The 25,387-nt window shown below is 70.9% G+C and carries 27 protein-coding genes and 1 riboswitch; of the genes, 8 read left to right on the forward strand and 19 right to left on the reverse strand.

All coding sequences use genetic code 11. The features are described from left to right. Positions 1–55: 55 nt before the first annotated feature. The 4 genes from AB4Z18_RS09585 (at position 56) to AB4Z18_RS09600 (ending at position 3,941) form a co-directional block, all read left to right on the forward strand. The gene (locus AB4Z18_RS09585; RefSeq protein ID WP_441782450.1) at positions 56–1,303 is read left to right on the forward strand and encodes an MFS transporter; all 1,248 of its coding nucleotides are present in this window, start codon (positions 56–58) and stop codon (positions 1,301–1,303) included. Between the two features lie 336 nt (positions 1,304–1,639). Continuing rightward, the gene (locus AB4Z18_RS09590) at positions 1,640–2,443 is read left to right on the forward strand and encodes a hypothetical protein (protein WP_441782451.1); all 804 of its coding nucleotides are present in this window, start codon (positions 1,640–1,642) and stop codon (positions 2,441–2,443) included. A gap of 45 nt (positions 2,444–2,488) precedes the next feature. Continuing rightward, complete coding sequence (locus tag AB4Z18_RS09595; protein ID WP_441782452.1) at positions 2,489–3,580, forward strand: hypothetical protein; 1,092 nt, start codon at positions 2,489–2,491, stop codon at positions 3,578–3,580. A gap of 7 nt (positions 3,581–3,587) precedes the next feature. Next, the gene (locus AB4Z18_RS09600) at positions 3,588–3,941 is read left to right on the forward strand and encodes a metallopeptidase family protein (RefSeq protein WP_441782453.1); all 354 of its coding nucleotides are present in this window, start codon (positions 3,588–3,590) and stop codon (positions 3,939–3,941) included. 33 nt (positions 3,942–3,974) lie between these two features. Here AB4Z18_RS09600 and AB4Z18_RS09605 read toward each other — a convergent pair whose 3' ends face one another. The 7 genes from AB4Z18_RS09605 to AB4Z18_RS09635 all read right to left on the reverse strand — a co-directional run bounded on the left by AB4Z18_RS09605 (position 3,975) and on the right by AB4Z18_RS09635 (position 9,623). Beyond that, the gene (locus AB4Z18_RS09605; protein WP_441782454.1) at positions 3,975–4,253 is read right to left on the reverse strand and encodes a hypothetical protein; all 279 of its coding nucleotides are present in this window, start codon (positions 4,251–4,253) and stop codon (positions 3,975–3,977) included. Next, on the reverse strand, positions 4,250–4,906 hold the full coding sequence (locus AB4Z18_RS09610) for an ATP-binding protein (protein WP_441782455.1): 657 nt from the start codon (positions 4,904–4,906) through the stop codon (positions 4,250–4,252). Before AB4Z18_RS09610 ends, AB4Z18_RS09605 begins: the two co-directional genes overlap by 4 nt. Next, the gene (locus AB4Z18_RS09615; RefSeq protein WP_441782456.1) at positions 4,890–5,669 is read right to left on the reverse strand and encodes an energy-coupling factor transporter transmembrane component T family protein; all 780 of its coding nucleotides are present in this window, start codon (positions 5,667–5,669) and stop codon (positions 4,890–4,892) included. The genes AB4Z18_RS09610 and AB4Z18_RS09615 overlap by 17 nt, the downstream gene beginning before the upstream one ends. Beyond that, positions 5,666–7,183: an ABC transporter ATP-binding protein gene (locus AB4Z18_RS09620; RefSeq protein ID WP_441782457.1), complete on the reverse strand. Its 1,518-nt coding sequence runs from the start codon at positions 7,181–7,183 to the stop codon at positions 5,666–5,668. Before AB4Z18_RS09620 ends, AB4Z18_RS09615 begins: the two co-directional genes overlap by 4 nt. Further along, entirely contained in the window at positions 7,180–7,803 is a 624-nt protein-coding gene (locus AB4Z18_RS09625) for an ECF transporter S component (protein WP_441782458.1), read from the reverse strand. Before AB4Z18_RS09625 ends, AB4Z18_RS09620 begins: the two co-directional genes overlap by 4 nt. Before the next feature lie 33 nt (positions 7,804–7,836). Then, a riboswitch (TPP riboswitch) is annotated at positions 7,837–7,947 on the reverse strand. A gap of 25 nt (positions 7,948–7,972) precedes the next feature. Beyond that, complete coding sequence (locus AB4Z18_RS09630) at positions 7,973–8,305, reverse strand: spore germination protein GerW family protein (protein ID WP_441782459.1); 333 nt, start codon at positions 8,303–8,305, stop codon at positions 7,973–7,975. 43 nt (positions 8,306–8,348) lie between these two features. Further along, entirely contained in the window at positions 8,349–9,623 is a 1,275-nt protein-coding gene (locus tag AB4Z18_RS09635; RefSeq protein WP_441782460.1) for a DNA polymerase IV, read from the reverse strand. A 172-nt stretch (positions 9,624–9,795) separates the two neighbouring features. Here AB4Z18_RS09635 and AB4Z18_RS09640 point away from each other — a divergent pair, with 172 nt between their 5' ends. Further along, positions 9,796–10,800 (forward strand): aldo/keto reductase family protein, encoded by a 1,005-nt coding sequence (locus tag AB4Z18_RS09640; RefSeq protein WP_441782461.1) that lies wholly within the window; start codon positions 9,796–9,798, stop codon positions 10,798–10,800. Positions 10,801–10,935: 135 nt separating this feature from the next. On the opposite strand, the gene AB4Z18_RS09645 is transcribed toward AB4Z18_RS09640, so the two are convergent. The 4 genes from AB4Z18_RS09645 to AB4Z18_RS09660 all read right to left on the reverse strand — a co-directional run bounded on the left by AB4Z18_RS09645 (position 10,936) and on the right by AB4Z18_RS09660 (position 13,247). Beyond that, positions 10,936–11,631, reverse strand: coding sequence for a hypothetical protein (locus tag AB4Z18_RS09645; protein ID WP_441782462.1), 696 nt, complete (start codon positions 11,629–11,631; stop codon positions 10,936–10,938). Positions 11,632–11,712: 81 nt separating this feature from the next. Further along, entirely contained in the window at positions 11,713–12,036 is a 324-nt protein-coding gene (locus AB4Z18_RS09650; RefSeq protein WP_441782463.1) for a hypothetical protein, read from the reverse strand. Between the two features lie 35 nt (positions 12,037–12,071). Next, a complete protein-coding gene (locus AB4Z18_RS09655) occupies positions 12,072–12,845 on the reverse strand; it encodes a YidC/Oxa1 family membrane protein insertase (protein WP_441783002.1) in 774 nt (257 codons plus the stop codon). Between the two features lie 87 nt (positions 12,846–12,932). After that, a complete protein-coding gene (locus AB4Z18_RS09660; RefSeq protein WP_441782464.1) occupies positions 12,933–13,247 on the reverse strand; it encodes a DUF6412 domain-containing protein in 315 nt (104 codons plus the stop codon). Between the two features lie 97 nt (positions 13,248–13,344). Here AB4Z18_RS09660 and AB4Z18_RS09665 point away from each other — a divergent pair, with 97 nt between their 5' ends. Then, on the forward strand, positions 13,345–14,007 hold the full coding sequence (locus AB4Z18_RS09665) for an SDR family oxidoreductase (RefSeq protein WP_441782465.1): 663 nt from the start codon (positions 13,345–13,347) through the stop codon (positions 14,005–14,007). 10 nt (positions 14,008–14,017) lie between these two features. Next, on the forward strand, positions 14,018–15,748 hold the full coding sequence (locus AB4Z18_RS09670; protein WP_441782466.1) for a long-chain-fatty-acid--CoA ligase: 1,731 nt from the start codon (positions 14,018–14,020) through the stop codon (positions 15,746–15,748). A 14-nt stretch (positions 15,749–15,762) separates the two neighbouring features. Here the strand turns inward: AB4Z18_RS09670 and AB4Z18_RS09675 are convergent, their stop codons facing one another. Genes AB4Z18_RS09675 through AB4Z18_RS09685 form a run of 3 tightly spaced genes read right to left on the reverse strand, consistent with a single transcriptional unit; the run spans position 15,763 to position 17,802 of the window. Further along, positions 15,763–16,290 (reverse strand): PaaI family thioesterase, encoded by a 528-nt coding sequence (locus AB4Z18_RS09675; protein ID WP_441782467.1) that lies wholly within the window; start codon positions 16,288–16,290, stop codon positions 15,763–15,765. A gap of 26 nt (positions 16,291–16,316) precedes the next feature. Then, positions 16,317–17,234, reverse strand: coding sequence for an oxygenase MpaB family protein (locus AB4Z18_RS09680; protein WP_441782468.1), 918 nt, complete (start codon positions 17,232–17,234; stop codon positions 16,317–16,319). Between the two features lie 10 nt (positions 17,235–17,244). Next, positions 17,245–17,802: a YbaK/EbsC family protein gene (locus AB4Z18_RS09685; RefSeq protein ID WP_441782469.1), complete on the reverse strand. Its 558-nt coding sequence runs from the start codon at positions 17,800–17,802 to the stop codon at positions 17,245–17,247. A gap of 91 nt (positions 17,803–17,893) precedes the next feature. Between AB4Z18_RS09685 and AB4Z18_RS09690 the strand changes: the two genes are divergently transcribed. Continuing rightward, positions 17,894–18,496: a hypothetical protein gene (locus AB4Z18_RS09690; RefSeq protein WP_441782470.1), complete on the forward strand. Its 603-nt coding sequence runs from the start codon at positions 17,894–17,896 to the stop codon at positions 18,494–18,496. Between the two features lie 51 nt (positions 18,497–18,547). On the opposite strand, the gene gatB is transcribed toward AB4Z18_RS09690, so the two are convergent. The 5 genes from gatB to AB4Z18_RS09715 all read right to left on the reverse strand — a co-directional run bounded on the left by gatB (position 18,548) and on the right by AB4Z18_RS09715 (position 25,185). Next, a complete protein-coding gene (gene gatB / locus AB4Z18_RS09695; protein ID WP_441782471.1) occupies positions 18,548–20,074 on the reverse strand; it encodes an Asp-tRNA(Asn)/Glu-tRNA(Gln) amidotransferase subunit GatB in 1,527 nt (508 codons plus the stop codon). Further along, a complete protein-coding gene (gene gatA / locus AB4Z18_RS09700; RefSeq protein ID WP_441782472.1) occupies positions 20,074–21,621 on the reverse strand; it encodes an Asp-tRNA(Asn)/Glu-tRNA(Gln) amidotransferase subunit GatA in 1,548 nt (515 codons plus the stop codon). Before gatA ends, gatB begins: the two co-directional genes overlap by 1 nt. 4 nt (positions 21,622–21,625) lie before the next feature. Next, positions 21,626–21,937: an Asp-tRNA(Asn)/Glu-tRNA(Gln) amidotransferase subunit GatC gene (gene gatC / locus AB4Z18_RS09705; protein ID WP_441782473.1), complete on the reverse strand. Its 312-nt coding sequence runs from the start codon at positions 21,935–21,937 to the stop codon at positions 21,626–21,628. A 68-nt stretch (positions 21,938–22,005) separates the two neighbouring features. Further along, positions 22,006–23,766, reverse strand: coding sequence for an alkaline phosphatase family protein (locus AB4Z18_RS09710; RefSeq protein WP_441782474.1), 1,761 nt, complete (start codon positions 23,764–23,766; stop codon positions 22,006–22,008). Positions 23,767–23,832: 66 nt separating this feature from the next. Then, a complete protein-coding gene (locus AB4Z18_RS09715) occupies positions 23,833–25,185 on the reverse strand; it encodes an alpha/beta hydrolase (protein WP_441782475.1) in 1,353 nt (450 codons plus the stop codon). Positions 25,186–25,387 lie beyond the last annotated feature (202 nt).

Consider the following 25,387-nt stretch of genomic DNA (forward strand, 5'->3'; position numbering starts at 1 on the left):
ATTGGGATTCCTCCCATCGATTGAGTTTTCTCAATCAGCGTGCAAGGCTGGACCCATGACCGCACAAGGACTCGGTGCTCCGTACGCGAAGCTGTGGACGTCCGCAGGGCTCTCCAACCTTGCCGACGGCGTGATGAAGGTCGCGCTGCCGCTGGTCGCCGTGCGCTACACCGACTCCCCCGCCGTGATCGCCGGACTGGCCTTCGCCTTCACCCTCCCCTGGCTGCTCTTCGCGCTGACCGCGGGAGCTCTGGCCGACCGCCTGGACCGGCGGCGGCTCATGCTGGTCGCGAACGGAGCCCGCGCGCTGTTCCTCGCCTGCCTCACCATCGTCTCTCTGACCGGCGCGGGCTCGATCTGGCTGCTGTACGCAGCGGCCCTCTGCATCGGCGTGGCCGAGACGGTCTACGACACGTCGGCGCAGTCGATCCTTCCGCAGTTGGTGCCGCGCGACCGTCTCTCCCGAGCCAACGGCCGCCTGTACGCTGCCGAACTCACGGCCAACCAGTTCATCGGGCCGCCGCTGGGCGGGTTCCTCGTGGCGGCGGGCGTCGCGCTCGCCTTCGGCACACCCGTGCTGCTGTGGGTCGCGGCGATCGGCGTCCTGCTGCTCCTGCGCGGCCGCTTCCGCGCCGAGCGGAGCGAGCCGACCACGATCCGCGCGGACATCGCCGAGGGTCTCCGCTTCCTGCGCGGGAGCACAGTGCTGCGGACGCTCGCGATCATGGTCGGCGTCTTCAACTTCGCGAGCTCCGCCGTCTTCACCGTCTTCGTGCTGTACGCCGTCGGTCCGCAGTCGGCGATGCAGCTGACCGACCCGGCTTACGGCCTGCTGCTGACCGCATCCGCCATCGGGAGCGTACTCGGCACCTTCCTCGCCGAACCGGCGGAGCGGTTTCTCGGCCGTTCGCGTGCGCTCGTCATCACCATTCTCGGCTCGCTGCTCACCGTGGCGACGCCCGGTTTCACCGACAATCCCTTCGTCATCGGCGCCGGGCTGCTACTGGGCGGCGTGACCGTGTCCGTCTGGAACGTCATCACGGTGTCGCTCCGCCAGCGGATCACGCCGACCCGGCTGCTCGGGCGCTTGAACAGTGCCTACCGGCTGCTCGCCTGGGGCACGATGCCCCTGGGCGCTGCGGCCGGCGGCATCATCGGGCAGCTCCTCGGCGTCCGTTGGGTGTTCCTCATCATGGGCGGTCTCGTCGTGCTCCAGCTCATCCCGATGATGTGGGTGACGAACCGCCGGATGGACGAAGCGGAGGCCGCCGTCGAGGTGGAGGAGACCGTCGCCGGTCGTTGACGCGTACACGACTTTGTCAGGCTCTATGCCCGAACCGTCCAGAAACAGCGCCTAGGGTTCATTTCCGACGGCATCGACAGCCGTCCGTGCCGCGCAGGCGCATCCAGCCCCCCAACCCCCCGAGGCGTTCCCCCGACGCCCACCCCTGGATGTCCGCCATGGTCGCCCGGCACACCCGCGCTTCGCGTCGCGCCTTCCGGACCCCGGGTCCACGAGCGCTTCCGCACGTGCCGCGCGGTTGTCAGCCCGCAGAGCCCCTCCCGAAACGGGGCCCGGGCGCGTTCGCTCCCACGGTGCCGAAACGCGTCAGGCGGGGAAGCCCCATCCAGGAAAAGCATGCTGAACTCCCTTCGCACGTCCCTCCGTACCTCCGTCAAGAACAGTCCCGTCCCGTTCGGACGCATCGTCTCCGGTGCCGCCGCCGTGATCATGGGCGCGAGCCTGCTCGCCCCGGCGATCGCCCAGCAGCAGGAGAGCGAGCGCCAGACGCGCGAACTCTCGCAGGCGACCGGGATGCACCACGACCAGCTCTCCGTCTACGACTCGATCGTGCGCGATCGCCTCGAGCGTGAGGCGAAGGCGACGCTGACCGGCGCCCAGGCCACGGTCGCCGCCAACCAGGCCAAGGCCGACGTCTCCGCCGCCAAGACCGCGATCGCCGGCCTGAGCGACTTCACCAAGCTCGGCGACACCAAGCTGCGCAACAGCATCGACACGGCCAAGAGCGCGTCCGACGCCCTGGCCGCCGCCGGCGCCGAGGCCGACCGCCGTGCAGCCGCCGCGGCCGCCAAGGCCGCCGCCGATGCGGCAGCCGCCCTCGCCGCGGCCAACACCCCCGCCGGCGCGAAGAGCTTCGCGGCCAGCCTCGCCGCCAGCCAGTACGGCTGGGGCGCCGACCAGTTCCAGTGCCTCGACAAGCTGTGGCAGCGCGAGTCCGGCTGGAACTACCAGGCGTCCAACTCCGGCAGCGGCGCCACGGGCATCCCGCAGGCGCTGCCCGGCAGCAAGATGGCGTCGTTCGGCACCGACTGGGCCAGCAACGCCACCACCCAGATCAAGTGGGGCCTCGACTACATCTCCCGCGGCTATGGCACCCCGTGCAGTGCGTGGGGTCACTCGGAGTCCGTCAACTGGTATTGATCGGCGGCCGGGGAGGCTGCGGGATGCGCCGGTAGACTCGCGCGAGTGAGCACGAGCACTCCCAGCGACCCCGCCTCCCCCGTCATCCGCGGCGACCAGGCCTCCCCCGTCATCCGCGGAGCCCACCTCGTCGGCAGCGTCAACCTGCCCGACTCGGAGAGCGTGTTCCGTACCGTGAGCGCCCACCTCGGCGACCGGATGCTTCGTATTCCGGACGGCGAGGTGGGCGAACGCTTCTACTGGGTGCAGTTCCAGACCAACCGGCTGGATGCGATGGACGGGATCTCCCGCATCCCCGTCGACCCGTTCTACCTGCGCGAGGTCTTCGACGGCCGGCCGTTCCGTCTCGACGAAGGCGTCTCCGCCGACGAACTGGTGTTCCCGGACCTCGGCTACGCGGAGGCCGCACTCGACTCCTACGACGTCTTCCGCCGCCTTCGCGACGAGGGCGTGATCACCGCAGGAACGCGCTTCCAGGTGTCGCTGCCCACCCCGGCCGGCGTGGTCGGCCCGTTCATCGTGGCGGAGGACCGCGCCGCCTTCGAGCCCGCCTACGAGAGGGCCCTGTTCGCCGAGCTCCAGCGCATCCTCGACGGAATCCCGCACGAGGACCTCGCGATCCAGTGGGATACCGCGGTCGAATTCGCGTTGCTGGAAGGACGGATGCCATCCTGGTTCGGCGACGACGTGCTCGCCGGCGTCCTCGAACGCGCCATCCGCCAGGCAGCGGCCGTGCCCGCGAGCGTCGAGGTGGGCTACCACCTCTGCTATGGCGACGTCGAGGAGCAGCACTTCGTGCAGCCGGCCGACGCGGGGCACCTCGCCGAGGTGCTGAGCGGCATCCTGGCCGGCGCCGCTCGCCCGGTCACCTGGGTGCACCTCCCCGTGCCGATCGAGCGCGACGACGCCGCGTACTTCGCACCGCTTGCTGCGGTCGAGGTCCCGGCGGAGACGGAGCTGTACCTGGGCCTCATCCACCACGAGGACGGCGTCGACGGCGCCCGGCGCCGGGCCCAGGCGGCAGCGACGGCGGTGCAGCGCTTCGGCGTCGGCAGCGAGTGCGGGTTCGGCCGGGGTCCGAGCGAGCGGACGCCATCCCTGCTCGACCTGCACGCCGCGGTCGCCGAGGCCTGGTGACCCGCCGGTGACCCTCGACATCGGTGTGGACGCGTTCGAGAGGATCGTCACCGACGAGCTCGACCTGCTGCCGGACGAGATGGTCGACGGTCTCGACAATGTCGTCTTCGTGGTCGAGGATCGCCCGGAGGACGGCTCGCTCGACCTGCTCGGCCTCTACGAGGGCGTGGCCCTCACCGAACGCGACACGTACGGGTTCGGCGAGATGCCGGACCGCATCGTGCTCTACCGGGAACCGCTCCTGGCGATCAGCGCGGACGAGGACGAGTTACGGGACGAGATCCACGTCACTCTCGTGCACGAGATCGCGCACTACTACGGCATCGACGACGAGCGACTGCACGACCTGGGCTGGGCGTAGCCGCCGAGGTCCGCGCCGCTCCTCAGGCCGCGATCAGGCGCCGTTGCCGAAGATCGACTCGTCTTCCTTGTCGGCTTCCACCGGGTCGGAGTCCGGCGCGTCGAAGCGGTACGACGCCAGGCGCTGCCCCTCCACGTCACGCTCTTCACTCAGGACGTACCAGAACGTCGATTCGAGGCCCTCGACAGCCGCGATGACGCCGATGCGCTCGTCCACTTTGCCGTCCACCAGGAAACGGCGGTCGGTCTGGCCGACGAGCGGCCCGTCGGCGTACTCGACGATGTATTCGGGGTCCTGTCGTGCTTCGGTCATGACTCCACCGTAGTCCCCGTTGGGGCGTCGGTCGCGCCGCCGGTCGCGCCGCCGGTCAGATCCAGGGCGGACACGTCGAGGACCAGCCCGGCGCGCTCCACCGGACGCTCGCGGGCGACGAATCGCTCGAACTCGGCCTGCCAACGGTCCCACTGGAGCGCGAACGTCTCTCCGTCGCGGGCGAGCGCACGACCCTTCCGCAGGATGTCGTCGGCCTCCAGCCACACGGTCAGGTCGGCGTTCCCAGCGTTCGCGCGGGACAGCGTGCCGCATCCCTCCACGACCAGGGGCTCACGGCCGGTGACCATCACTCGGCCTGCCGGGCGCTCGGCCGCCCAGTCCCAGCGCTCCCAGCTCCCGGTTCCGGATGTGCGCAGCGGCTCGAGCAGGCCACGCCCGAGCGCGGCGCTGCCCGCGTCCAGGCCGTCCCATCCCGGATAGAGGTCGTCCATCCGGACCAGCCGCGGCCGGCCCGCGGCAGGCCACTCGGCGAGCATTCGGTCGGCGAGCGAACTCTTGCCCGCGCCGCTCGGACCGTCGATCAGGATCACCGGAGTGCGACCGAGCGCGCGTGCGGCGTCAACGGCGGCGGTCACGGCAGCATCCAGCGCATCCAGCGCATCCAGCGCATCCACGTCACGACAGCGGCGCATTCCAGCTCCCCGTCGCCACGGCCGCCCCGATCGCGGTCGCCGCGACCAGCACCGCCACCACCAGCGTCACCCAGTCCCTCGGCCGGAACACCGACGGACGAGCCCATGTACGGACGCGGGAGGCGCCGAATCCGCGGGCCTCCATCGCCGTCGCCAGTTTCGTTCCGCGACGGAGCGACAGCACGAACAGAGCGAACGACTGCCCCAGGAACCGGCGCACGGCCCCCGACTCGGCGACCCCACGCGCGCGGCGGGCGAGCGTGAGCGCGCGCCAATCCTCGGCGAACAGGCCCACCAGTCGGAGGCCCGCGAGGCCGCCGATGACGAACCGGGCAGGGAGGCGGAGCAACTGCGCCAGCCCATCGGCCAGGTCGGTCGGGTCGATGGTCACGAACAGGAGCACCGCGGGTAAGCCGATGGCGAGCACGCGGAGCGTCGTCGCCACCCCGAGCGCCAGAGATCCGTCGCTGATCTCGACGGCCCACCACTGCACGTAGACGGTGCCGGAGCTCTGGCCGTACAGAACGGTGGTGAGCCCGGCGAGCGGAGCGGCGATCCAGACGGGAGCCGTGCGGGCCAGGATGACACGCAGCGGCAGGCGTGCGAACGCGAGCAGCACCAGTTCCAGCGCCAGCGCGACACTGGCCGAGACGGGATCGATCGACAGCAGCAGCGCGACGGTCACGATCATCGCGGCGCCGAGCTTCGCGACGGGGTTCAGGGTGGCGAGCGGACCGGTCCGCACCGGTGCAAGGAGCGTCACGCGTCCACCTCCGCCGTATCAAGCCGGAGCGCCGCGGCCCCCACCGCCTGCACGAATTCGGCATCGTGGGTGGCCGCGACGATCGCGTGACCCTCCTGTCGAAGCGACGAGATCATCCGCACCAGCCCGTCCCAGGTGCGGGCGTCCTGTCCGAATGTCGGTTCGTCCAGCACCAGCACGCGCGGCCGGGTCGCCAGGGCCGTCCCGACGGAGAGCCGTCGTTTCTGGCCGCCCGAGAGCGTGAACGGGTTCGCCTCGGCGAATCGGGCCAGCGTCAGGCGATCGAGCAGCTCCTCCACCCGTTGCTGAACCTGGTCCTCGGGCAGGCGCAGGGCGCGCGGCCCAGCGGCGAGCTCTTCACGGACGGTGGAGGCGATGAACTGATGCTCCGGGTTCTGGAAGACGCTGCCGATGCGGGTCAGCAGCTCGCGCGAGCGCCAGGCAGCAGGCTCGGGCGACGCGTCGTCGGCGAGCATCGGCTCCGCCGTCAGCGAGCCGCCGAGCACGGGAAGGAGGCCGCCGAGCGTGAGCGCGAGCGTCGACTTCCCCGCACCGTTCCGGCCTGTGAGGGCGAGCGCCGCGCCCTCCCGCACGTCGACGTCGACGGGCAGGCCGACAGGCGTCCCCGTGACCATCCGGTCACGGCGCCGACGACGAGTGGCCGCTGGGCCGCGTCCGAACACGAGCGATCGGCCGGTCAGCAGCGGGTCGCCCTCACGCACGACGGGTGCCTCCGGAACGGCGGTGTCCGGCAGCCACACGCCGGCGCGCCGAAGCTCGCCGCCGCGGTCGGCCAGGACCGCATCCGGCGCGCCGTCGGCCAGCACGCCGCCGTCGGCGCCGAGCACGACCACACGGTTCACGAGGTCACGCCAGACCGCGACGCGGTGCTCGACCACCACGAGGGTGGCGCCGGACGCGTCGAGCGCCGCGCGCACCGCATCCCGGACCTCCAGCACCCCTTCCGGATCGAGGTTCGCCGTCGGTTCGTCGAGCAGCAGCAGGCCGGGCCGCATGGCGAGGATCCCCGCCAGGGCGAGCCGCTGCTTCTGGCCGCCGGACAGCTGGGCGGTCGATCGGTCGAGCGGGACGTCGAGCCCCACCTCCCTCAGCGCCGCCCGCACCCGGTACCAGATCTCGTCCCGCGGCACGCCGAGGTTCTCGCAGCCGAAGGCCACATCGTCGCCGACGCGGGCCAGGATGACCTGGGCGTCCGGATCCTGCAGCAGCAGCCCCGTACTCCCCCGCGCGTCCGCCGGCGAACGCCCCGCGACGGTGAGCGACCCCTCCGCCTCGCCGTCGTCGTCCCCGCCGAGCACACCGGCCAGCCCGGCCAGCAGCGTGCTCTTGCCCGCCCCGGAGGCGCCGAGCAGCAGAACGCGCTCCCCCGGTTCGATGCGCAGGTCGACGCCCCGAGCCGCCCACGCGCTACGGCCGGAGTAACGCCAGCCCCAGCCGTCCACGCGAACGGCGGCGGCGGCAGCGACCGGAAGCCCGAGCGACACGGTCGTCACACCCGCGAGGCCCTCTGCGCCTCGCGACCCGCTGCGAATCGGCTCAGCGCCCCGGTCCGCGCCAGCGCTCGCACCAGCAGCCAGGAACCGAGGCCCGCAACGACGGCACCCGACACGGTCGTCGTGACGGCATACGTGATGGCGAACTCCGGCTTCGAACCCGGGTACCAGTAGAGGAGGTCGAGGATGGACTCCGCCAGCCCGGCGCCCGCACCAGCGAGGATCGCCGGCACCAGCCGCCAGTTCGCGTACAGGAACAGCGCGAAGACGATCTCCGCGCCCAGCCCCTGCACGACACCGGAGAGCAGCGTGGCGAAGCCCCACTGCGTCCCGATCAGAGCGGAGACGATCGCGGCGACCAGCTCGCCGAACAGGGCAGCACCGGGCTTGCGCACGATGAGCGCGACGAGCACTCCGGCGAACAGCCACGGACCGTTCAGGATGCCCTGGAAACCGGGCAGGAGGGCCCCGACCGGGCCCGAGATCGGGTTCTGGACGACGCCCCAGACCCAGAAGACGACGCCGGATGCGACGGCGACGACACTGGCGACGACGATGTCGACGACCCGCCAGCGGAGGACGCGCGTACGCGCGCCCGTGGACGTAATGGTTGCATGCACTGGACGTGCCCTTTCATTCTGCGAAACAGGGCACGGGATGTGAGAAGGCCTCCCTGCGCTGGCATGACCCAGATCAGGTTCGACGGTCGAGACTTGGAGAAGTCTCCTCTCAGCCCGGCTCACCGGACTCCCGTGTTCGCCTCCAGTGTAGTCCGGAGCGGCGGCGGCGCTACTTCTTCAGCGCGCGGATCACGCGAGCCCAGGCGTGGCCCGCGACCCAGACGAAGGGGATGCCGACCGCGAGCAGCGTGATCAGGTTCGGCCGGAACCGCACGCCGGTCTCGTCCGAGATGTAGGCGCCGAACGGGACAGCCCAGCCACCGCCACCACCGCCACCGGGCGCGTCCTCGCCGCCCTCGCCGACGGAGCCCGCGCCGAAGCCGAATTGCACGGCAGCCACCGGCACGACCGTGGTGCCGTCCACGACGACGGGCTCGCCATAGACCGACTTGATGCCGGAGCCGCTGAGGGTCTCCGCGAGCTTGAGCGAGATGTTCGTCATGCAAGCCACCGTAGCGCGCGGTTCGCGGCCTGACCAGGCTCGATCAGTCGCTCACGTACTTCGGGTTGCGCCCGTCCTGCTCTTCCTCGTCCGCGTCGCGCGAACGCCGGACCAGCGAGGCCGGCCCGATCATGCCGCGGCCGAACCGCGCGCTCACCGCATCCAGGGTGCGCTCAGTCTCGCGCCACTCCTCGTCCGGGTCCCACAGCGCGAGGGCGTCGCCGCCCGCGTCCAGAAGCTGCTCGGCACGAACGCCGATGAGCCGGATGGGCGTCTGCCGCACGTCGAGGCCCAGCGCGCCGAACACATCCCACGCCTCCTCGAAGAGCCGCCTGCCGACGTTGGTCGGCTCGGCCAGCGTCCGCGACCGCGTGATGGTCCGGAAGTCGGAGAAGCGCACCTTGATCGACACCGTCCGCGCGACCATCGCGTGCTTCCGGAGCCGCTCCCCGACACGGCCGGAGAGCCGGAGGAGCTCGCGGCGGAGCATGTCCGGATCGTCGACGTCGGTGCCGAAGGTGTTCTCGTGCCCGATGCTCTTCTCGCGCGACTCGGTGACGATGCGGCGCGCATCCCGCCCGTTGGCCAGCTCGTGCAGCTTGCGACCGCTCGCGTCGCCGACCGCCTTCTGCAGGACGTGGAGCGGGGCATCGGCCAGGTCTGCGACGGTCAGAAGGCCCATCCGCTCGAGCGCCGCCTGCGTGCTCGCCCCGACCCCCCAGAGCGCGCCGACGGGCAGCGGACGGAGGAACGCGAGCGTCTCCGACCGCGGGATCACCAGCAGACCGTCGGGCTTCGCACGGCCCGAGGCCAGCTTGGCCATGAACTTCGTCGCCGCCGCCCCCACCGAGCAGGTCAGGCCGGTCTCCTCCTGCACGCGCGAGCGGATCAGCTCGGCGATCCGGCGCGGCGAGCCGAGCAGCCGGCGGGCGCCCCGCACGTCGAGGAACGCCTCGTCGATGCTCAGCGGCTCCACCAGCGGGGTGACCTCGCGGAAGATGTCCATCACCTTCGCGGAGTACTCGGTGTAGCGCTCGTAGTGCGGCGGCAGGATGATCGCGTTCGGGCACAAACGGAGGGCCTGCGACATCGGCATCGCACTCCGGACGCCGTAGCGGCGCGCCTCGTACGTGGCGCTCGTCACTACACCACGGCCGCCCGCGTGGCCGACGATGGCGGGCTTGCCGCGCGCATCCGGGCGCTCCAGCAGCTCGACGGAGGCGAAGAACGCATCCATGTCGACGTGCAGGATGCCCGCCTCCGAGTCGTCGACATCGGATGCGCTGACCTGCCGCTCGCTGCCATCCGCTCGTCCCACCCCTCCAGCTTCTCACCTGCGGCCGACACCGGGGTCTCCGTTCACGCACCCCTCCCCTCGATATGCGGTGAGGTGCTCGTAGATGCTGCCGACACGCCGGTCGTAGGCACAACAACGAGCACCTCGGCGGATGGCGGGCGAACGGGTGGCCCGACGGGGATACGTTGGAGCCATGGAATTCAGGTACCTCGGCAACAGCGGACTCAAGATCTCCGAGATCATCTACGGCAACTGGCTCACCCACGGCTCCCAGGTCGAGAACGACATCGCCACGCAGAGCGTGCATGCCGCCCTCGACGCGGGCATCACCACCTTCGATACGGCCGACGCGTACGCCAACACGGCAGCGGAGCAGGTCCTCGGCGATGCACTGAAGGGTCAGCGCCGCCAGTCGCTCGAAGTCTTCACGAAGGTGTATTGGCCGACCGGCCCGAAGGGCCACAACGACACCGGGCTCTCGCGCAAGCACATCCTCGAGTCGATCGACGGCTCGCTGCAGCGTCTCGGCACCGACTACGTCGACCTCTACCAGGCGCACCGCTACGACAGCGAAACGCCGCTCGAGGAGACCATGCAGGCCTTCGCGGACGTGGTCCGGCACGGCAAAGCGCTCTACATCGGCGTCAGCGAGTGGACGGCCGACCAGCTGCGGGCGGGACACGCGCTCGCGAAGGAGCTCGGCATCCAGCTCATCTCGAACCAGCCGCAGTACTCGATGCTGTGGCGGGTCATCGAGAAGCAGGTCATCCCGACCTCGGGCGAGCTCGGGATCTCTCAGATCGTCTGGTCACCGGTGGCGCAGGGTGTGCTGACCGGCAAGTACAAGCCGGGTCAGCAGGCGCCCGAGGGCAGCCGCGCGGCCGACGACAAGGGCGGGGCGGACGCCATCCGCAGCTTCATGCGGGAGGACGTGCTCACCGCCGTCCAGGGGCTGCAGCCGATCGCGGACGAGCTCGGCATCACCATGGCGCAGCTCGCCGTGGCGTGGGTGCTGCAGAACCAGAACGTGTCTGGCGCGATCGTGGGTGCGTCGCGACCGGAGCAGGTGCGCTCGAACGCCGCGGCGGCGGGCGTCAAGCTCACCGGCGACGTGATGGCGCGCATCGACGAGGCCGTCGGGGATGTGGCGCAGACCGACCCGGCGCTCACCGCATCACCGTCCAAGCGCCCCGCGTGACGCGCTAGGTGCGCCCTGGGCGGCCGGATGCGGCCGAGGCGCCCGTGAGTGGTGAGTCGTTGTCGGAATCCTCGTCGAGTGGTGACATCTTGTCGCCGCTCGGCGAGGGCTCCGGGTGCGGATGCGGCGGGCGCGTCAGACCAGAGCCGCCACGAGCGGGCGGAGCCAGTCGCGGAACGCGGCGGAGTCGTCGCGCAGGGTCGCGCTGATCGCCACGGTGTGCGGTCCGACGATCCACGCGCCCTTCTCGGCCAGCGGGAGCACGTCGATGTCGAGCCGGAAGTATCCGGCCTGCCGCCGCAGTTCGTGCTCGCGCTCGCGCACCACGTCGACGATGTCGGCGGCCCGGCGGGCGTGGGAGTCCGTCGTGGCGGCGACGTAGTCAGCGTGGCGTTCGGCCGTCCAGCCGGCGGCCGCGTCGTAGTGCGCGATCACCGCATCCTGCAGTTCGATCGCCCGGTCGAAGGCCTCGAAGTGCGGCGGTCGGAGCAGCGGGGCATTCTGCCTCCTGTGACGATCGGCCGCGACGTCGAACCACGCCTGCCACTGGCGCGCCAGCGCGTCCGTCCGGCCGTCGTCCGCGCCCTCGCCGCGCTCACCGTGGTGGGCCGGCCGCGAGCCGCCGAGTTGGGCCGGGCGCATCCGCATCGGCCCCCCGGACGGCTCCGCTGGGTGCGTCTGGAACGCCGGGGACACCGCCGGTTCGAGCGGCGGCAGGATCGGCTGCACCCGTCCGCTCAAGCCGGCGAGGTCGCGGATGGCGAGCGCCATCAGCAGGTCCCACGGGCAGTCTTCCGTGACCTGCCATCGAAGGGTGCCCTCGACGAACATGCCGTCATTGTAGGTTCGCGCGCCGTGCGGAGGTAGTGGGTGCCGAACCGGTTCAGTCGGGTATCGCTCGTCGGCACGGCGTCAGCCGGGGAACGGCTCCTCGGCGACCAGCAGCGACGCCGGCACGATCGCGGTCTCGTACGGCCCGCGACCGTCGCGACGGTACTGCGGCTCCGAGAAGGCCACGGTCCACGTCGTCAGTCCGTCGGCCGGGCCGTAGACGTTCCGCAGGCTGCGGTCGCCGGGGGCGATGATCACGCCCGTCGGCTCGTCGACCCAGTCGTCGCTTCCGACGGGGATGCGCTCCCGCACGTACACCTGCACGCCGACGCCCAGCCCGAGCCCGCTGCGCCGGGCCGCGCCCGCGTCGTCTGCCGGCCGATCATGCTGCGTGCGTCTCCACATGCCTCTCATCGTGCCATTCCCACGTGTGGATGCGCTCAGTGCGACGTGGTCGGCCGGGCGCTCTCCCCCGTCCCGCGGGCCGGATCGAGCAGCCGGCGGAGCGTCCAGCGCTCGGCGACGGTCCACGCGGTCGAGGTGAGGATGTAGACCGCTGCCGCCAGCGGGACGAAGGCTGCGAACACCACCGTCACGTACGGCAGGAACGACAGCGCCCGCAGCATCCCGGCCGGCGTCGAGGCGCCCTCCGGCTGCGGCAGCGTCAGGACGCGCCGGGACACGGTCGTCACCACCGCGATCAGCGCGAGCACGCCCAGGTAGACGAGCATCGCGGGCCAGACTCCGGCCCCGGCACCGGTCAGGCCGACGAAGCTGGTGCCGAGCGGCGCGCCGAACGCGCGCTCCGTGAGCAGCGTGTTGGCGTGCCCGGCGATGGTCGGATGCGTGAACACCGCGTAGAGGAGCGTGATGACGGGAATCTGTGCGAGCAGCGGCAGCATCCCGGCGAAGGGCGAGACCTGCTCCGCCTGGTACAGCTCCATCGTCTTGCGGGCGAGCGTCTCGCGGTCACCCGCGTGACGGCGCTGCAGCTCGGCGAGCTGCGGCGCGAGGCGACGACGGTGGAACTCGGCCCGAACCTGGCTGACGCCGACCGGGATGAGCAGGATGCGGACGAGCATCGTCAGGACGACGACGGCGATGAGACCGGCCGCAGTGCCGGCGAACGGCTCGACGGCGGTGGAGAGGGCGGTGACGAGGCCGTAGGCGCCGTCGAGGATGGCCGCGATCGGCGGCCAGGAGAAGAAGTCCATGAGTGAGTGATTCCCTGCGATGAGGACGAGTGAGGACACGTCTGGTCGCGAGGGACGTCGCCCGCCGAGGCGGGATGCGACGCGCGGCTACGCGACCGGCAGGGGGGCGCCGGGCGCCCTGGGGCGCGGACGACCGTCCGCATCCGGGTCGGACTGGCTCTCCGCCAGCCATCCGGCGACCGGCTCGATGGGCCGCGACCACACCGAGCGGAGGCGGAGCGATGCCGCGAGCGCCGCCACCGACCGCAACGCAGCCGCCGCGACCACGGCGACGAGGCCCAGCGCACCGGCCACACCGGCGAGGGCGACGACGCCGGCGGGGCTACCGCCGTGCGCTCCGAGTCCGGGCATGCCGAGCGCCGACGCGAGGGCGCGTCCGAGCAGCTCGAGCAGGGCGGTCATGGTCACGACCGTAACAGAACGAGTCGCGGCAGCCCAGAGCGTTCGCGCGAGGCGGACGCGTGTCGCACGTCCCGCGCCTCGGTGGAAGGATGGGGATATGACTCGAGTCGCGATCATCGGTGCCCACGGAAAAGTCGCCCAGCAGCTCATGCGGGTGCTCTACGACCGCGGTGACGAATTCGTGGGTGTCGTCCGCAACGAGGAGCACGCCGACGACGTCTACCGTCTGGGCGGCGAGGGCGCCCTCGTCGACATCGAGAAGGCCGAGGCTTCCGAGCTCGCCGCCGCGATCTCCGGCTGCGACGCCGTGGTGTTCACCGCCGGCGCGGGCGCGGGCTCAGGCATTGAGCGCAAGCGGACGGTCGACTACGGCGGTTCGGTGAAGGCGCAGGAGGCGGCCGCGCAGGCCGGCATCCAGCGCTTCGTGCAGGTCTCCGCCTGGGGCGTGGATGCGCCGGTCGATGATACGGACCCCGTGTGGAAGGCGTACGTCGAGGCCAAGCGGGACGCCGACACGGCGCTGCGCGAATCCACCCTCGACTGGACTATCCTGCGACCGGGCGGCCTCACCACAGAGGAGGGCACCGGCCGGGTGACTCTCGGCGAGAGCGTCCCGCGCGGCAGCATCGCGCGGGAGGACGTCGCGACCCTGATCGCCGCCGCCCTCGCCGAGGCGGGGAGCATCGGCAAGCAGTGGGAGGTCATCGGCGGCGACACCCGCATCGAGGAGGCCGTGCGAGCGCTGTCCGCGCCCGCGTAGGCTTGCGCCCGTGACAACGGACAGCGCGACGAGCGACAGCCACGAGCACCCTCCCTACGACGCGAAGCCCTGGGTGGCCCACTACGCGCCTGACGTGCCCGCTGAGGTGGAGCTGCCCGACGGCTCCCTCGCCCACCTGATCGAAGAATCGGTGACGACCTACGGCCGTCATGTCGCACTGGAGTTCTTTGGCGCCACGACGACCTACGCCGAGCTGGGCGACCAGATCGTCCGCGCGGCCGAGGGGCTGCGCAAGCTGGGCGTGAAGAAGGGCGACCGGGTCGCCCTGGTGCTGCCGAACTGCCCGCAGCACGTCGCCGCTTTCTACGCCGTGCTTCGTCTCGGCGCCGTCGTGGTCGAGCACAACCCGCTCTACACGCCGCGCGAACTCCGCCATCAGTTCGAGGACCACGGCGCCGCTGTGGCGATCGTCTGGGACAAGGTCGCGGCCACGGTCCAGGCACTTCCGGCCGACCTCGGCGTCACCACCGTCATCTCCGTCGACCTGACGCGGGCGATGCCCGCGTCCAAGCGCTTCGCCCTGCGCCTGCCGGTGCGCGCCGCCCGCACGGCACGGGAGCAGCTGACCGCGAAGGTCTCCGGCACGATCGGCTGGGATTCGCTGGTCGCCTCCCGCCGGCTGAAGGCCTCATACCCCCGGCCGGAGCGCGACGATCTCGCGCTCATCCAGTACACCTCGGGCACCACCGCGCTGCCGAAAGGCGCGATGCTCAGCCACGGGAACCTGACCGTCAACGCCGCCCAGGCGCGGGCCTGGGTGCCCACGATCGAGCGCGGAAGCTCTGTCGTCTACGCGGTCCTCCCCCTCTTCCACGCGTACGGGCTCACCCTGTGCCTGACGTTCGCGATGAGCATGGGCGCGCGACTCGTCCTGTTCCCCAAATTCGATCCGGAGCTCGTGCTCGACGTGATGAAGAAGCGGCCTGCCACCTTCCTCCCCGCCGTCCCGCCGATCTACGAGCGGCTGGTCCAGGCGGCGCAGGAGCGGAAGGTCTCGCTTTCCGGGATCCAGATCGCGATCTCCGGCGCGATGAGCCTCCCGCAGGGCATCGTCGACCTCTGGGAGGACAAGACCGGCGGATATCTGGTCGAAGGCTACGGCCTGTCGGAGTGCTCGCCGGTGCTCATGGCGAACCCGGTCGGCGCGACCCGCCGGGCCGGCACCGTCGGCCTCCCCCTGCCGAGCACCGAGTTGCGGGTCGCCGACCCGGAGGACCCGTCGGTCGACCGCCCCTTCGGCGAGGAGGGCGAACTGCTCGCCCGCGGGCCGCAAGTGTTCTCGGGATACTGGCGCAAGCCCGACGAGTCGGCGAAGGTCTTCTCGAACGACGGCTGGTTCCGCACCGGCGACATCGTGACGATGGATGAAGACGGCTTCGTCCGCATCGTCGACCGCATCAAGGAGCTCATCGTCACCGGCGGGTTCAACGTGTCGCCGAGCGAGGTCGAGGACGCGCTCCGCTCCTACCCGGGCGTCGCCGATGTCGCGGTGGTCGGGCTCCCGCACCGCCGCGGGGGCGAGGATGTGGTGGCCGCCGTCGTGATGGAGGCGGGCGCATCCTTCGACGAGGAGGCGATCCGCGCGTTCGGCCGGGACTGCCTCACCCCGTACAAGGTGCCCAAGCACGTCTACCAGCTGGACGAACTGCCGCGGTCGATCGTCGGCAAGGTCATCCGGCGGAAGGTCCGGGAGAAGCTGCTCACGGACCTGGGCAAGTAGCCCGGCAGAACCGCTCAGGCGATCGGGAACACCAGGAGCGATCCGGTCGCGGTGGCCACCGTCTTCCCGGACCCGTCGGTGATGACGCCGTCGGCGAAGGCGACCCGGTTGCCGGGCTTGGTGACCGTCGCGGTGCAGGTCAGCGCGCCCGTGTGCGCGAAGACCGGCCGGAGGTAGTTCACCTTGATCTCGATGGACGTGTAGCCCTGCCCCTGCGGAAGGGTCGTCTGCACGGCGCAGCCCAGCGCCGAGTCGAGGGCCGTGCACAGGTAGCCGCCGTGCACCGAACCGATCGGGTTGTAGTGCGACTCGTCGGGCTCGCAGACGAAGGTCGCGGTGCCGGGGTCCGCAGAGACGAGCGTCATCCGCATCAGTGCCGTGATCGGAGGCGGCGGGAGTTCGCCGCGGAGCATCGTGCGGAGGTACTCCAGGCCCGTCATCGTCGGCATCAGTGCGACGCCCGGGGCCGGGTCCTCCCAGGTGACGGTCCGGGTGCGGTCGGTGGTGTGGTCCGTGCGGGCTTCATCCATGCCGTCATCCATGCCGTCATCCTCGCACGCGGCGCGGTTCAGGCGGAGGCGAGCCGGTCGAGCCGCCGTCGGGCGGCGAGCTCCGCCTGGGGCTGCGGTCCGAGCAGCGTCCGCGCACCGCTCAGCACGGCCGAAGTGGCGCCGTGAAAGGGCAGCATCCGTTCCGCCGGTCCAGGCGGCAGCCCGAGCAGCGCCCGGTGGCGCGGTTCCAGCGTCGACACGGCTGCGCGGAAGACGATCCGGTACGACGGCCGCAGCATCCTGCGCAGCGGAGCGCGGCGGATGAACCGCACGATCTCCTCCACCTCCGGCCCTCCGCGCAACTCCCCCGCATCGGTGACCGCATCGATCTCGGACCGGAGCGCCGCCGCGGTGCGCGGCGGGTCCGGGACACCCATCAGCTCGGCCGCGATCGCCCACTCGTCTACGTACCTGTCCGACCCGCCGGGGATGGCGCCGCCCCAGTGCTCATGGGCGGTCAGGAAGGCATCGGTGAACGCCAGGTGCACCCAGCGCGCCAGTTCGGGATCGTTGGCGGAGTACGTTCGCTCGACACCGTGGCCATCGACGAAGGTGCCCTGCACGCGGCGGTGGAGGCTGCGCACCATCTCCGAACCGGCGACAGCCTGATCGCGGCTGCCGAAGGTGACGGTGTGGATCCACTGGATGGTACCGGCCAGGCGGCCCAGCGGGTCCTCACGGTACCGGGAGAAGTCGCGCACCCCGGCCAGTGCGCCCGGGTGGAGCGCCTGCAGCAGCAGAGCGCGGACCCCTGCGACCAGCGTCGGCATGCCGCCGTGTACCGCCCACGCAGCGCTGTCCGGCCCGAAGAATCCCTCGTCCTCGCCGAATTCGAGGCGCAGGATCCACGCGGGGACCTCGTCGGATCGGCCCGCGAGGGTCTCGATCAGGCGGGTTCGGACCGGGGCGAGGATGCGGTCAGCCGTTCCGGTCATGACGACACGATCACGACGCCGGTGCCTCCAGCCCCAGGCCCTCGATGACCTGGGCGTTCGGCAGCTCGCCGAGCAGCCGGCCGGGCAGGAGGATCTTGGAGCGACGCACCCCAGAGCCGATGATCACGACGCCGGCATCCAGCACCCGCGCGTCGACCAGCACCGGCCAGCCGTCGGGCAGGCCGATCGGGGTGATCCCGCCGTACTCCATGCCGGTCAGCTCGACCGCACGGTCCATCGGCAGGAACGACGCCTTGCGCACATCCAGCAGGCGCTTGACGGTGCTGTTGACGTCTGCGCGGGTCGTCGAGAGCACGACGCATGCGGCGATCCGCTCGATGCCCTCCCGCTTGCCCGCGACGACCACGCAGTTCGCGAGGTTCGACGCATCCAGCCCGAACTCGTCACGGGTGGCGGCAGTGTCGGAGATGTCGGGGTCGATCTCCACCACGCCGACCTCGTCCAGCCAGCCGAGCGCATCCAGCGCCGCCAGCGTGGGCGGCGCGAGCAGCTCGGTGTGGGACGAAGCGGGAGCGGTGGTCAGGCCACCGAGAGTGAAGACGCCCATACGCCTACTCTGCACGCGTCGGCTGGGAGTCAGCAAAACCGCACACGAAGTACCTCTGGCCCACAATCACACCGGGCGGTATGCTTCCGGCATGCGTGTTCGGGGGAACGACGCGGGCCGTTGGGCGAAAAGCCTGGCCGCGCACAAGAAGCTCGTGATGACAGTGACCGGCGCCGTGGTCGTGACGGCGCTCAGCGTCTCCGCCTCGCTCTTCATCGCCACCAGCCAAGCAGCCGCGGAGGCCCAGGACCAGTCCCGCATCGCCGCGGCGCAGGCTTCCGTCGTCGATTCGCTGCGTCAGGACCAGCGCGCCTACCGCAGCACGCTTCCCGCTCGTTTCACCGCCGAGCAGCAGGAGCTCGCGGCGCAGGCCGCGGCGCAGGCGGCCGCCGAAGCGGCAGCGCAGGCGGCTGCGGCAGCGCAGGCTGCAGCGCAGGCTGCAGCCGACGACTCCGCGAACGACGCAGGCACCGGGCAGCAGTCCGCCACTCCGGACGGTTCCCCGTCGCCCACCGTAGATGACCCAGCGCCCGATCCGGACCCTGGTCAGGACGCGGGATCCGACGACCAGTCGGACTGCCCCGCTCCCGATGTTGCGTATCGGGACGAGACCGGGCGGCTCCTACGCTGCGAGCCGTCGTGGCAGTGCTCCAGCCACGACGAGGACGGCAACTGCACCAGCTGGATGCTCTGAGCTTTGCCAGAAGGGCGGTCACGTCGGCCGCGTGACCGCCCCGGGTCGGACCTATTCCGCTGCTGTCGCGCTCGCGCGCTCGAGGACCAGCTCACGGACGCGGGCGGCGTCCGCCTGGCCGCGCATCGCCTTCATGACCGCGCCGATGACCGCACCGGCGGCCTGCACCTTGCCGTCGCGGATCTTCGCCAGCACGTCCGGCTGGGCCGCAAGGGCCTCGTCGATCGCGGCGATCAGCGCGCCGTCGTCGGAGACGACCGCGAGGCCACGCGCATCGACGACCTCCTGCGGACGTCCCTCACCCGCGATGACGCCCTCGAGCACCTGGCGGGCCAGGCGGTCGGTCAGCGTTCCGGCGTCGATGAGCCCGGCGAGCTCCGCCACGTTCTGCGGGCTGACCAGGGTGCCGGCCGGCACGTTCTGCGCGTTCGCGAGGCGGGCGATCTCGCCCGTCCACCACTTGCGTGCGGCCGCGGGGCTCGCGCCTGCGGCGATCGTGGCCTCGACCTCGTCCAGCAGGTCGGCGTTGGCGACGTCCTGGAACTCGAGCGGCGTGAAGCCCCACTCGGCGGTGAGACGCTTGCGGCGGGCGGCCGGCTGCTCCGGCAGCGTGCCGCGCAGCTCCTCCACCCAGTCGCGGCTCGGCGCGACCGGCACGAGGTCCGGCTCCGGGAAGTAGCGGTAGTCGTCCGCGTCCGACTTCGGGCGCCCGGCACTGGTGGTACCGGAGTCCTCGTGCCAGTGCCGGGTCTCCTGGATGATCGTGCCGCCGGCCTCGAGGATCGCCGCCTGGCGCTGGATCTCGTAGCGCACCGCGCGCTCGATCGAACGCAGCGAGTTGACGTTCTTGGTCTCGGTACGGGTGCCGAGCTCGGTGCTGCCGCGGCGGCGGAGGGAGATGTTGGCGTCGCAGCGCACGTTGCCCTCCTCCATCCGGGCGTTGGAGACGCCCAGACCCTTGACGATGTCGCGGATCGCCCGCACGTACGCACGGCCGACCTCCGGAGCGTCCGCCTCGGTGCCCTCGATGATCTTCGTGACGATCTCGACCAGCGGGACGCCGCCGCGGTTGAAGTCCACCAGCGAGTAGTCGGCGCCCTGGATGCGGCCGGTCGCGCCTCCGACGTGCGTCAGCTTGCCGGCGTCCTCCTCCATGTGGGCGCGCTCGATCGCGATGGTGATCTCGCGACCGCTCTCCAACTCGATCGTGATGGTCCCGTCATGGGCGATCGGCTCGTCGTACTGAGAGGTCTGGAAGTCCTTCGCGAGGTCCGGGTAGAAGTAGTTCTTCCGCGCGAAGCGGCTCGACTCGGCGATCTCGCAGCCGAGGGCGAGGCCCAGCCGGATGCTCGACTCGATCGCCTTCTCGTTGACCTGCGGCATGCCGCCGGGGAGGCCGAGGCAGGTCGGGCACGTGTTCGTGTTGGCGCCGGAGCCGAACTCGTTGGCGCAGCCGCAGAACATCTTGGTCTTGGTGTTCAGCTCGACGTGCACCTCGAACCCGAGCACCGGCTCGAACAGTTCCAGGGCTCGGTCGTAGTCCATCAGCTGGACTTTCTGGGCGGTGGCGTTCGCCATCAGACGGCTCCCTCTTCGCTCGCGAACATCTCGGTGGCGCTCAGGTCGGGCGCCTGGCTGAGCAGCGGCGCCCCCCACTGCTCCTCGAGCAGCTGCTCGAGCGCCGCGCCGTAGGTGTAGAGGCGGGCGTCCGCGCGGGCGGGCGCCATCAGCTGCATCCCGACGGGGAGGCCGTCCTCCGGCGCGAGGCCGATCGGCAGGCCCATGCCCGGCACACCGGCGAGATTGGCCGGGATGGTGGTGATGTCGTTGAGATACATCGCCATCGGGTCGTCGATCTTCTCGCCCAGCTTGAACGCGGTCGTCGGCGCGCTCGGGCTGACCAGCACATCCACCTTCTCGAACGCCGACTGGAAGTCGCGCTGAATGAGCGTGCGCACCTTCTGCGCGCTGCCGTAGTAGGCGTCGTAGTAGCCCGCGCTCAGGGCGTAGGTGCCGAGGATGATGCGTCGCTTGACCTCGGGCCCGAAGCCCGCGTCACGAGTCGCGGCCATCACGCGCTCGACGGTGACCGGAGCGTCGGCCGGGTCGACCCGCAGACCGAACCGCACCGAGTCGAAGCGCGCCAGGTTGCTGGAGGCCTCCGCCGGGAGGATCAGGTAGTACGCGGAGACGGCGTACTCGAAGCTGGGCGCGCTCACCTCCACGATCTCGGCGCCCGCGGACTCCAGCAGGGCCAGCGACTCGTCGAAGCGCTGCTTCACGCCCGCCTGGAAACCGTCGCCCGCGATCTCGCGGATGACGCCGACGCGCACGCCCTTCAGCGCGCCGTCACGACGGCCCGCCCGGGCGGCGTCCGCCATCGACGGCCAGGTGTCGGTCAGCGAGGTGGAGTCGAACTTGTCGTGGCCGCCGATGACGTCGTGCAGGAGGCCCGCATCCAGGACCGAACGCGACACCGGGCCTACCTGATCGAGCGAGCTCGCGAGGGCGATCGCTCCGTACCGGCTGACGCCGCCGTAGGTCGGCTTCACCCCGACCGATCCGGTCACAGCGGCAGGCTGACGGATCGACCCGCCGGTGTCGGAGCCGAGTGCGAGCGGAGCCTCGAACGCCGAGACGGCAGCGGCGGAGCCACCGCCCGAACCGCCCGGGATGCGCTCCAGATCCCACGGGTTCCGTGTCGGCCCGTAGGCGGAGTGCTCGGTGGAGGAGCCCATCGCGAACTCGTCCATGTTGGTCTTGCCGAGCGGCACGAGGTCGGCCTCACGGAGCTTCCGGACGACGGTCGCGTCGTACGGCGGAATCCAGCCCTCGAGGATCTTCGATCCGGAGGTGGAGGGCATGTCGTGGGTGGCGAGCACGTCTTTGATCGCGATCGGGACGCCCGCGAGGGCGCCGAGCGGCTCACCCGCGGCACGCCGGCCGTCGATTTCGGCGGCGGTGCGAAGCGCGTTGTCGCTTGCGACGTGGAGGAACGCGTGGACGTCGGCGTCGACGGCCTCGATGCGGTCGAGGTGGGCGCGGACGGCCTCGACGGAGGAGACCTCGCCCGCCGCGAGCTTCCCGGCGAGGTCGGAGGCCGAGAGCCTGGTCAGGTCGGTCATGCGCTTACTCCTCGTCCAGGATGGTGGCCACCTTGAAGCGGTCGCCCTCGCGCGCCGGGGCGCCGGAGAGCGCCTGCTCGACTGTCAGCGACGGACGGACCTCGTCCGCCCGGAACACGTTGGTGAGCGGCAGCGGGTGGCTCGTCGCGGGCACATCGGGCCCCGCGACCTCCTGCACCTTCGCGACGGACTCGACGATCTGGCCGAGCTCCTTCGTGAGGCTCTCGAGTTCTTCCGGGCTGAGGTCGATCCGGGCGAGGTTCGCCAGGTGTGCGACCTGCTCCGCGCTGATGTCGCCTGCGCTTGATTCAGACAAGGGTGCGTCTCCGTGGGATTCGGTGGTGGGGTGGCCGCGCTCGGAACGCGAGCGGCGCCACTTCGATTCTAGGGCGACCCGAACAGCCCGCGCCCCAGACCGGTGACCGCTTGATAGGCCTCCTTGTAGGTGCGCGGAACCTTCGCGCCCGGAGCGCCGTAGCGGGCCATCAGCAGTCCGACGAGTCCGACGCCGGGCGGGCTGAGCGGGCGGTCCTCGTCCTCGGGGGCGGGCGCGTCCGCCTCCGGGTTGGCCGGAAGGTACTGCGGGTGCGTGTCCGGCCACGTCCCTGGCTGGCGCGGGCTCGTCCGGTTGATCGCATTGTCGATGGTGCGCGCACCGCGATCGCGCTCGGTCAGGTGCTTCATCCGGAACTTCTTGCACAGCGTCGCAATGACTGCGGCGTGGTGCATCTCGTCATGGATGATCGTGTTGCGCTCCGTGTAGGCGGAGATCGCGATGGCGGGCACGCGGACGCCGAGGCGGTCGAACCCGAACCCGTTCTCCCCCGGCCCGCTGTCGTCGGGCGGCGTGGCCGGGCCCGGCGGCACGTGGTCGTAGGTCCCGCCGTGCTCGTCGAAGGTCACGAGCAGCATGGTGTTGAGCGCGTTCGAGCCGCGGGCGCTGCGGGCGGAGCGGATCGCGGAGTAGACCCGGTGCAGCAGGAGGTCGCCGGCGCGCACGTCGGAGATCGCGCCGCCGACGACGACGTCGCCCGCGATATCCTCCTCCGTCATTGGACCGCCCGGCGGGTGCATGTCGTTGTGGTCGTAGAGCAGGCGCGGCTCGACAAAGGCGTAGTCGGGCAGGGTGCCCTCGGCCACATCCACATAGAACTGCGACATCGTGCGGAAGTGCGTCTTCCAGAACGGCTGCAGAGCCGGCGCGTGGATGAAGCCGGTCAGCGAGATGAGCTGGCGGTCGTCGAAATAGACGCGCCAGCTGCGGCCCGCCTCCTCCAGCCGGTTGAAGATGGTCGGCGCGTCGTTCTTCGGATCGAACCACTTCCGCAGCCCCTCCGCTCCGCCGTTGTCGACGTAGCCGTGCGAGGTGGAGGCATGAAAGAAGGAGCGGTTACAGAAGGTCTGCGACGGGACGGCGGAATGCCAGTCGTCGTAGACCGCGAACTGCCGCGCGAGCGTGGAGAACACCGGGAGCATGTCGGGCGTGAAGCCGCCCATGACCCGGCGGTAGTCGTCGACAACAGGTTCACGGCCGGTGTCCTTGCGCAGCACGCCGATGTAGTCGCGCACGAACCCGCGCATCGTCGGCTTGGCGCCCGGCGCGGGCGCGTTGTACGGCGGAAGCATCTCGCGGAGCCGGGCGTCGGCGTTCGCGGGTGGATCGACGACCTCGTACAACTGTGTGTTGACGTGCGGGTAGACCTCGCCGGGATCGGGCGAGGGCTGGCGCATGACGAAGTCGGTCGTTCCCTCATAGACGTGTGCCGGGATGTCCGGGCCGCCGGCCGGATCCGGGTTGCTGTACTCGCCGAACGCCAGCCCCTCGAATCGCGCGCCCCGCGGGAGGTTCTGCTCGTCGTACAGATGGCCGAGGAGGTTGTCGAAGGAGCGGTTCTCGTACATCAGCACGACCAGGTGGTCGAAGCCCGGACCGCCGCTCCTCGGGGGCAGGGGCGGGTACTCCTCGCCTGATTCATCCGCCGTCACCGAGGCCTGCCCGGCGGATGCGCCGAGAGCTGCGCCCGCAGCGCCTCCGGCCGCTCCTCCCGCGACCGCACCGGCGGCGACGAGTCCCGCACCCTTCAGGAACGCGCGGCGGCTCGCGCCAGCCTGTCGCTCGGGAGGAAGCTCGTCGGCAGGTCGCATCCCCTCATTATGGGCGTCACCCCCGACGAAGCCCGGCCAGATCCCCTGGTTGTGGAGAACTGCCCCTCAGTGGCCGATGACGAGCTCGCCGCGGTCGATGCCGATCATCGCGAGGTTGCGCATGCACTCGGTTCCCGCCGTGAAGTACTCGTTGTGGCCGGACGAACCGGTGAGGGTGGCGTGCGTGATCGGGTCGACGGCGCCGCCGACGCCCATCGGCTTCGCGCCGTACCCGGGCGAGCCGGGGTCGCTGCCGAAGAACGCGCTGTTCACGATCGGGTCGAGCGCGGCCTCCCCGACGAAGACGTTGCCGCCCGTGACCGACAGCCCGGCGACCGACTGCGCTTCGCTTCCCGGCGAGCCCATCAGCGCCAAAGCGTCCACCGTCACCGTGTGGCGTTGAAGTGCCATCAGGGCGGCGGTGGAGCCGTACGAGTGGGCGAACACGCTCAGGTAGGGCTGGTTCGCTGTGCGGAGGCTGCGGATACCCTCCAAGGTGCGCTCCAGGCCGTCGGCGCCCTGCGTCGCCAGCGCCGTGCCGCCGATGTTGGTCAGCACGGGCGTCTGGTAGCCGATCCAGGCGACCACGGCGACGCCGGGAGCGCCGGTCCCTCCGCGGGTGCCGAGGATGCGGCGCAGATACCCGGTCTGCAGGTCGTACTGTTCCTGCGCGACCTTCGCCCACGACTCGATCTGCTCGCCGACCGACATGTACATACCCGGCACGAGGACACTGACGTAGGTCGCGGTGCGCAGGTCGCCGACGACGATCGAGGCTTTCGCGTCGGCGGCAGGATCCAGGGCGACCAGCGTGCGCTTCACCCCGTCGTGCTTCGACAGGGCCTTCAGGACGTTGCCGAGCGTCACAAGCTGGCGCTGCAGGGCGACGCGCTCGGCACGGCCGTGCTGCGACTTGAGAGTCTTCGTGACCGTTGCGATCGTGCGCTTGAGGTCGAGCGAGTTGGCGCGGCCGCGCACGTCGTACGGCACGCCCTCGAGGTTGCCGACGACGTGCGGCGCGGCCCGGATGAGCGTCGCCTGCTTGTCCGGATCTATCAGGTTCCACAGGCGGCTGACATCGCGGGCGGTCGGCGGGTTCACCAGCAGGGCGTCGAGCTTGGCGCGGTTGGCATCCAGGAACGACGGCAGCGCCGATGTGTTGAGGGCAGCGACCGCACCAAGGAGGGCGGCCGACGCCGAGCGCCCCGCGGCGCCGGCGGGCACGTCCGAGACCGGGCCGGAGACGGCTGCGCCACGACCCGCCGACAGTGAGCCGGATGCAGCCGGGATGGATGCCGGCGAGACCGATGCGGGCGCCAGGGTGTACCCCGCCTCGGCGGAGGCGTGCGTGTACCCCGTCTGCACCGAAGTGACGGATGCCGTCTCGGCCGCCGCGGACGCCACGTCGGCAGGCAGCACGAAAGCCCCGGTGAGTCCGGAGACTACCGAGGTTACGGTGACAACAGCTGCAAAGCCGACCAGCACTCCGTCCGGGTCCCTCCGAGAGTGAGCGAGCTAAGCCCTTGCAAAAGTGCGCCCGGGGGAGCGCACTCCTCGACTCTACCCATGAATGGGTGGCCGACGGCAAGCCGTTCTACCCCCGATTCAGGGGGAGAATTCG

Source organism: Leifsonia sp. 2TAF2, from assembly GCF_052115085.1.
Taxonomy (GTDB): domain Bacteria; phylum Actinomycetota; class Actinomycetes; order Actinomycetales; family Microbacteriaceae; genus Leifsonia.

Excerpts from the sequence above, each read along its gene's own strand:
- AB4Z18_RS09665 (WP_441782465.1), top strand. The coding sequence starts at position 13,345 with ATGACTCGAGTCGCGATCATCGGTGCCCACGGAAAAGTCGCCCAGCAG.
- AB4Z18_RS09630 (WP_441782459.1), bottom strand. The coding sequence starts at position 8,305 with ATGACGAACATCTCGCTCAAGCTCGCGGAGACCCTCAGCGGCTCCGGC.
- AB4Z18_RS09645 (WP_441782462.1), bottom strand. The coding sequence starts at position 11,631 with ATGTTCGTCGAGGGCACCCTTCGATGGCAGGTCACGGAAGACTGCCCG.
- AB4Z18_RS09690 (WP_441782470.1), top strand. The coding sequence starts at position 17,894 with ATGCGTGTTCGGGGGAACGACGCGGGCCGTTGGGCGAAAAGCCTGGCC.
- AB4Z18_RS09640 (WP_441782461.1), top strand. The coding sequence starts at position 9,796 with ATGGAATTCAGGTACCTCGGCAACAGCGGACTCAAGATCTCCGAGATC.
- AB4Z18_RS09660 (WP_441782464.1), bottom strand. The coding sequence starts at position 13,247 with ATGACCGCCCTGCTCGAGCTGCTCGGACGCGCCCTCGCGTCGGCGCTC.
- gatA (WP_441782472.1), bottom strand. The coding sequence starts at position 21,621 with ATGACCGACCTGACCAGGCTCTCGGCCTCCGACCTCGCCGGGAAGCTC.
- gatB (WP_441782471.1), bottom strand. The coding sequence starts at position 20,074 with ATGGCGAACGCCACCGCCCAGAAAGTCCAGCTGATGGACTACGACCGA.
- AB4Z18_RS09675 (WP_441782467.1), bottom strand. The coding sequence starts at position 16,290 with ATGGATGACGGCATGGATGAAGCCCGCACGGACCACACCACCGACCGC.
- AB4Z18_RS09680 (WP_441782468.1), bottom strand. The coding sequence starts at position 17,234 with ATGACCGGAACGGCTGACCGCATCCTCGCCCCGGTCCGAACCCGCCTG.
- AB4Z18_RS09585 (WP_441782450.1), top strand. The coding sequence starts at position 56 with ATGACCGCACAAGGACTCGGTGCTCCGTACGCGAAGCTGTGGACGTCC.
- AB4Z18_RS09685 (WP_441782469.1), bottom strand. The coding sequence starts at position 17,802 with ATGGGCGTCTTCACTCTCGGTGGCCTGACCACCGCTCCCGCTTCGTCC.
- AB4Z18_RS09610 (WP_441782455.1), bottom strand. The coding sequence starts at position 4,906 with ATGCGCCGCTGTCGTGACGTGGATGCGCTGGATGCGCTGGATGCGCTG.
- AB4Z18_RS09650 (WP_441782463.1), bottom strand. The coding sequence starts at position 12,036 with ATGTGGAGACGCACGCAGCATGATCGGCCGGCAGACGACGCGGGCGCG.
- AB4Z18_RS09655 (WP_441783002.1), bottom strand. The coding sequence starts at position 12,845 with ATGGACTTCTTCTCCTGGCCGCCGATCGCGGCCATCCTCGACGGCGCC.
- AB4Z18_RS09605 (WP_441782454.1), bottom strand. The coding sequence starts at position 4,253 with ATGACCGAAGCACGACAGGACCCCGAATACATCGTCGAGTACGCCGAC.
- AB4Z18_RS09710 (WP_441782474.1), bottom strand. The coding sequence starts at position 23,766 with ATGCGACCTGCCGACGAGCTTCCTCCCGAGCGACAGGCTGGCGCGAGC.
- AB4Z18_RS09590 (WP_441782451.1), top strand. The coding sequence starts at position 1,640 with ATGCTGAACTCCCTTCGCACGTCCCTCCGTACCTCCGTCAAGAACAGT.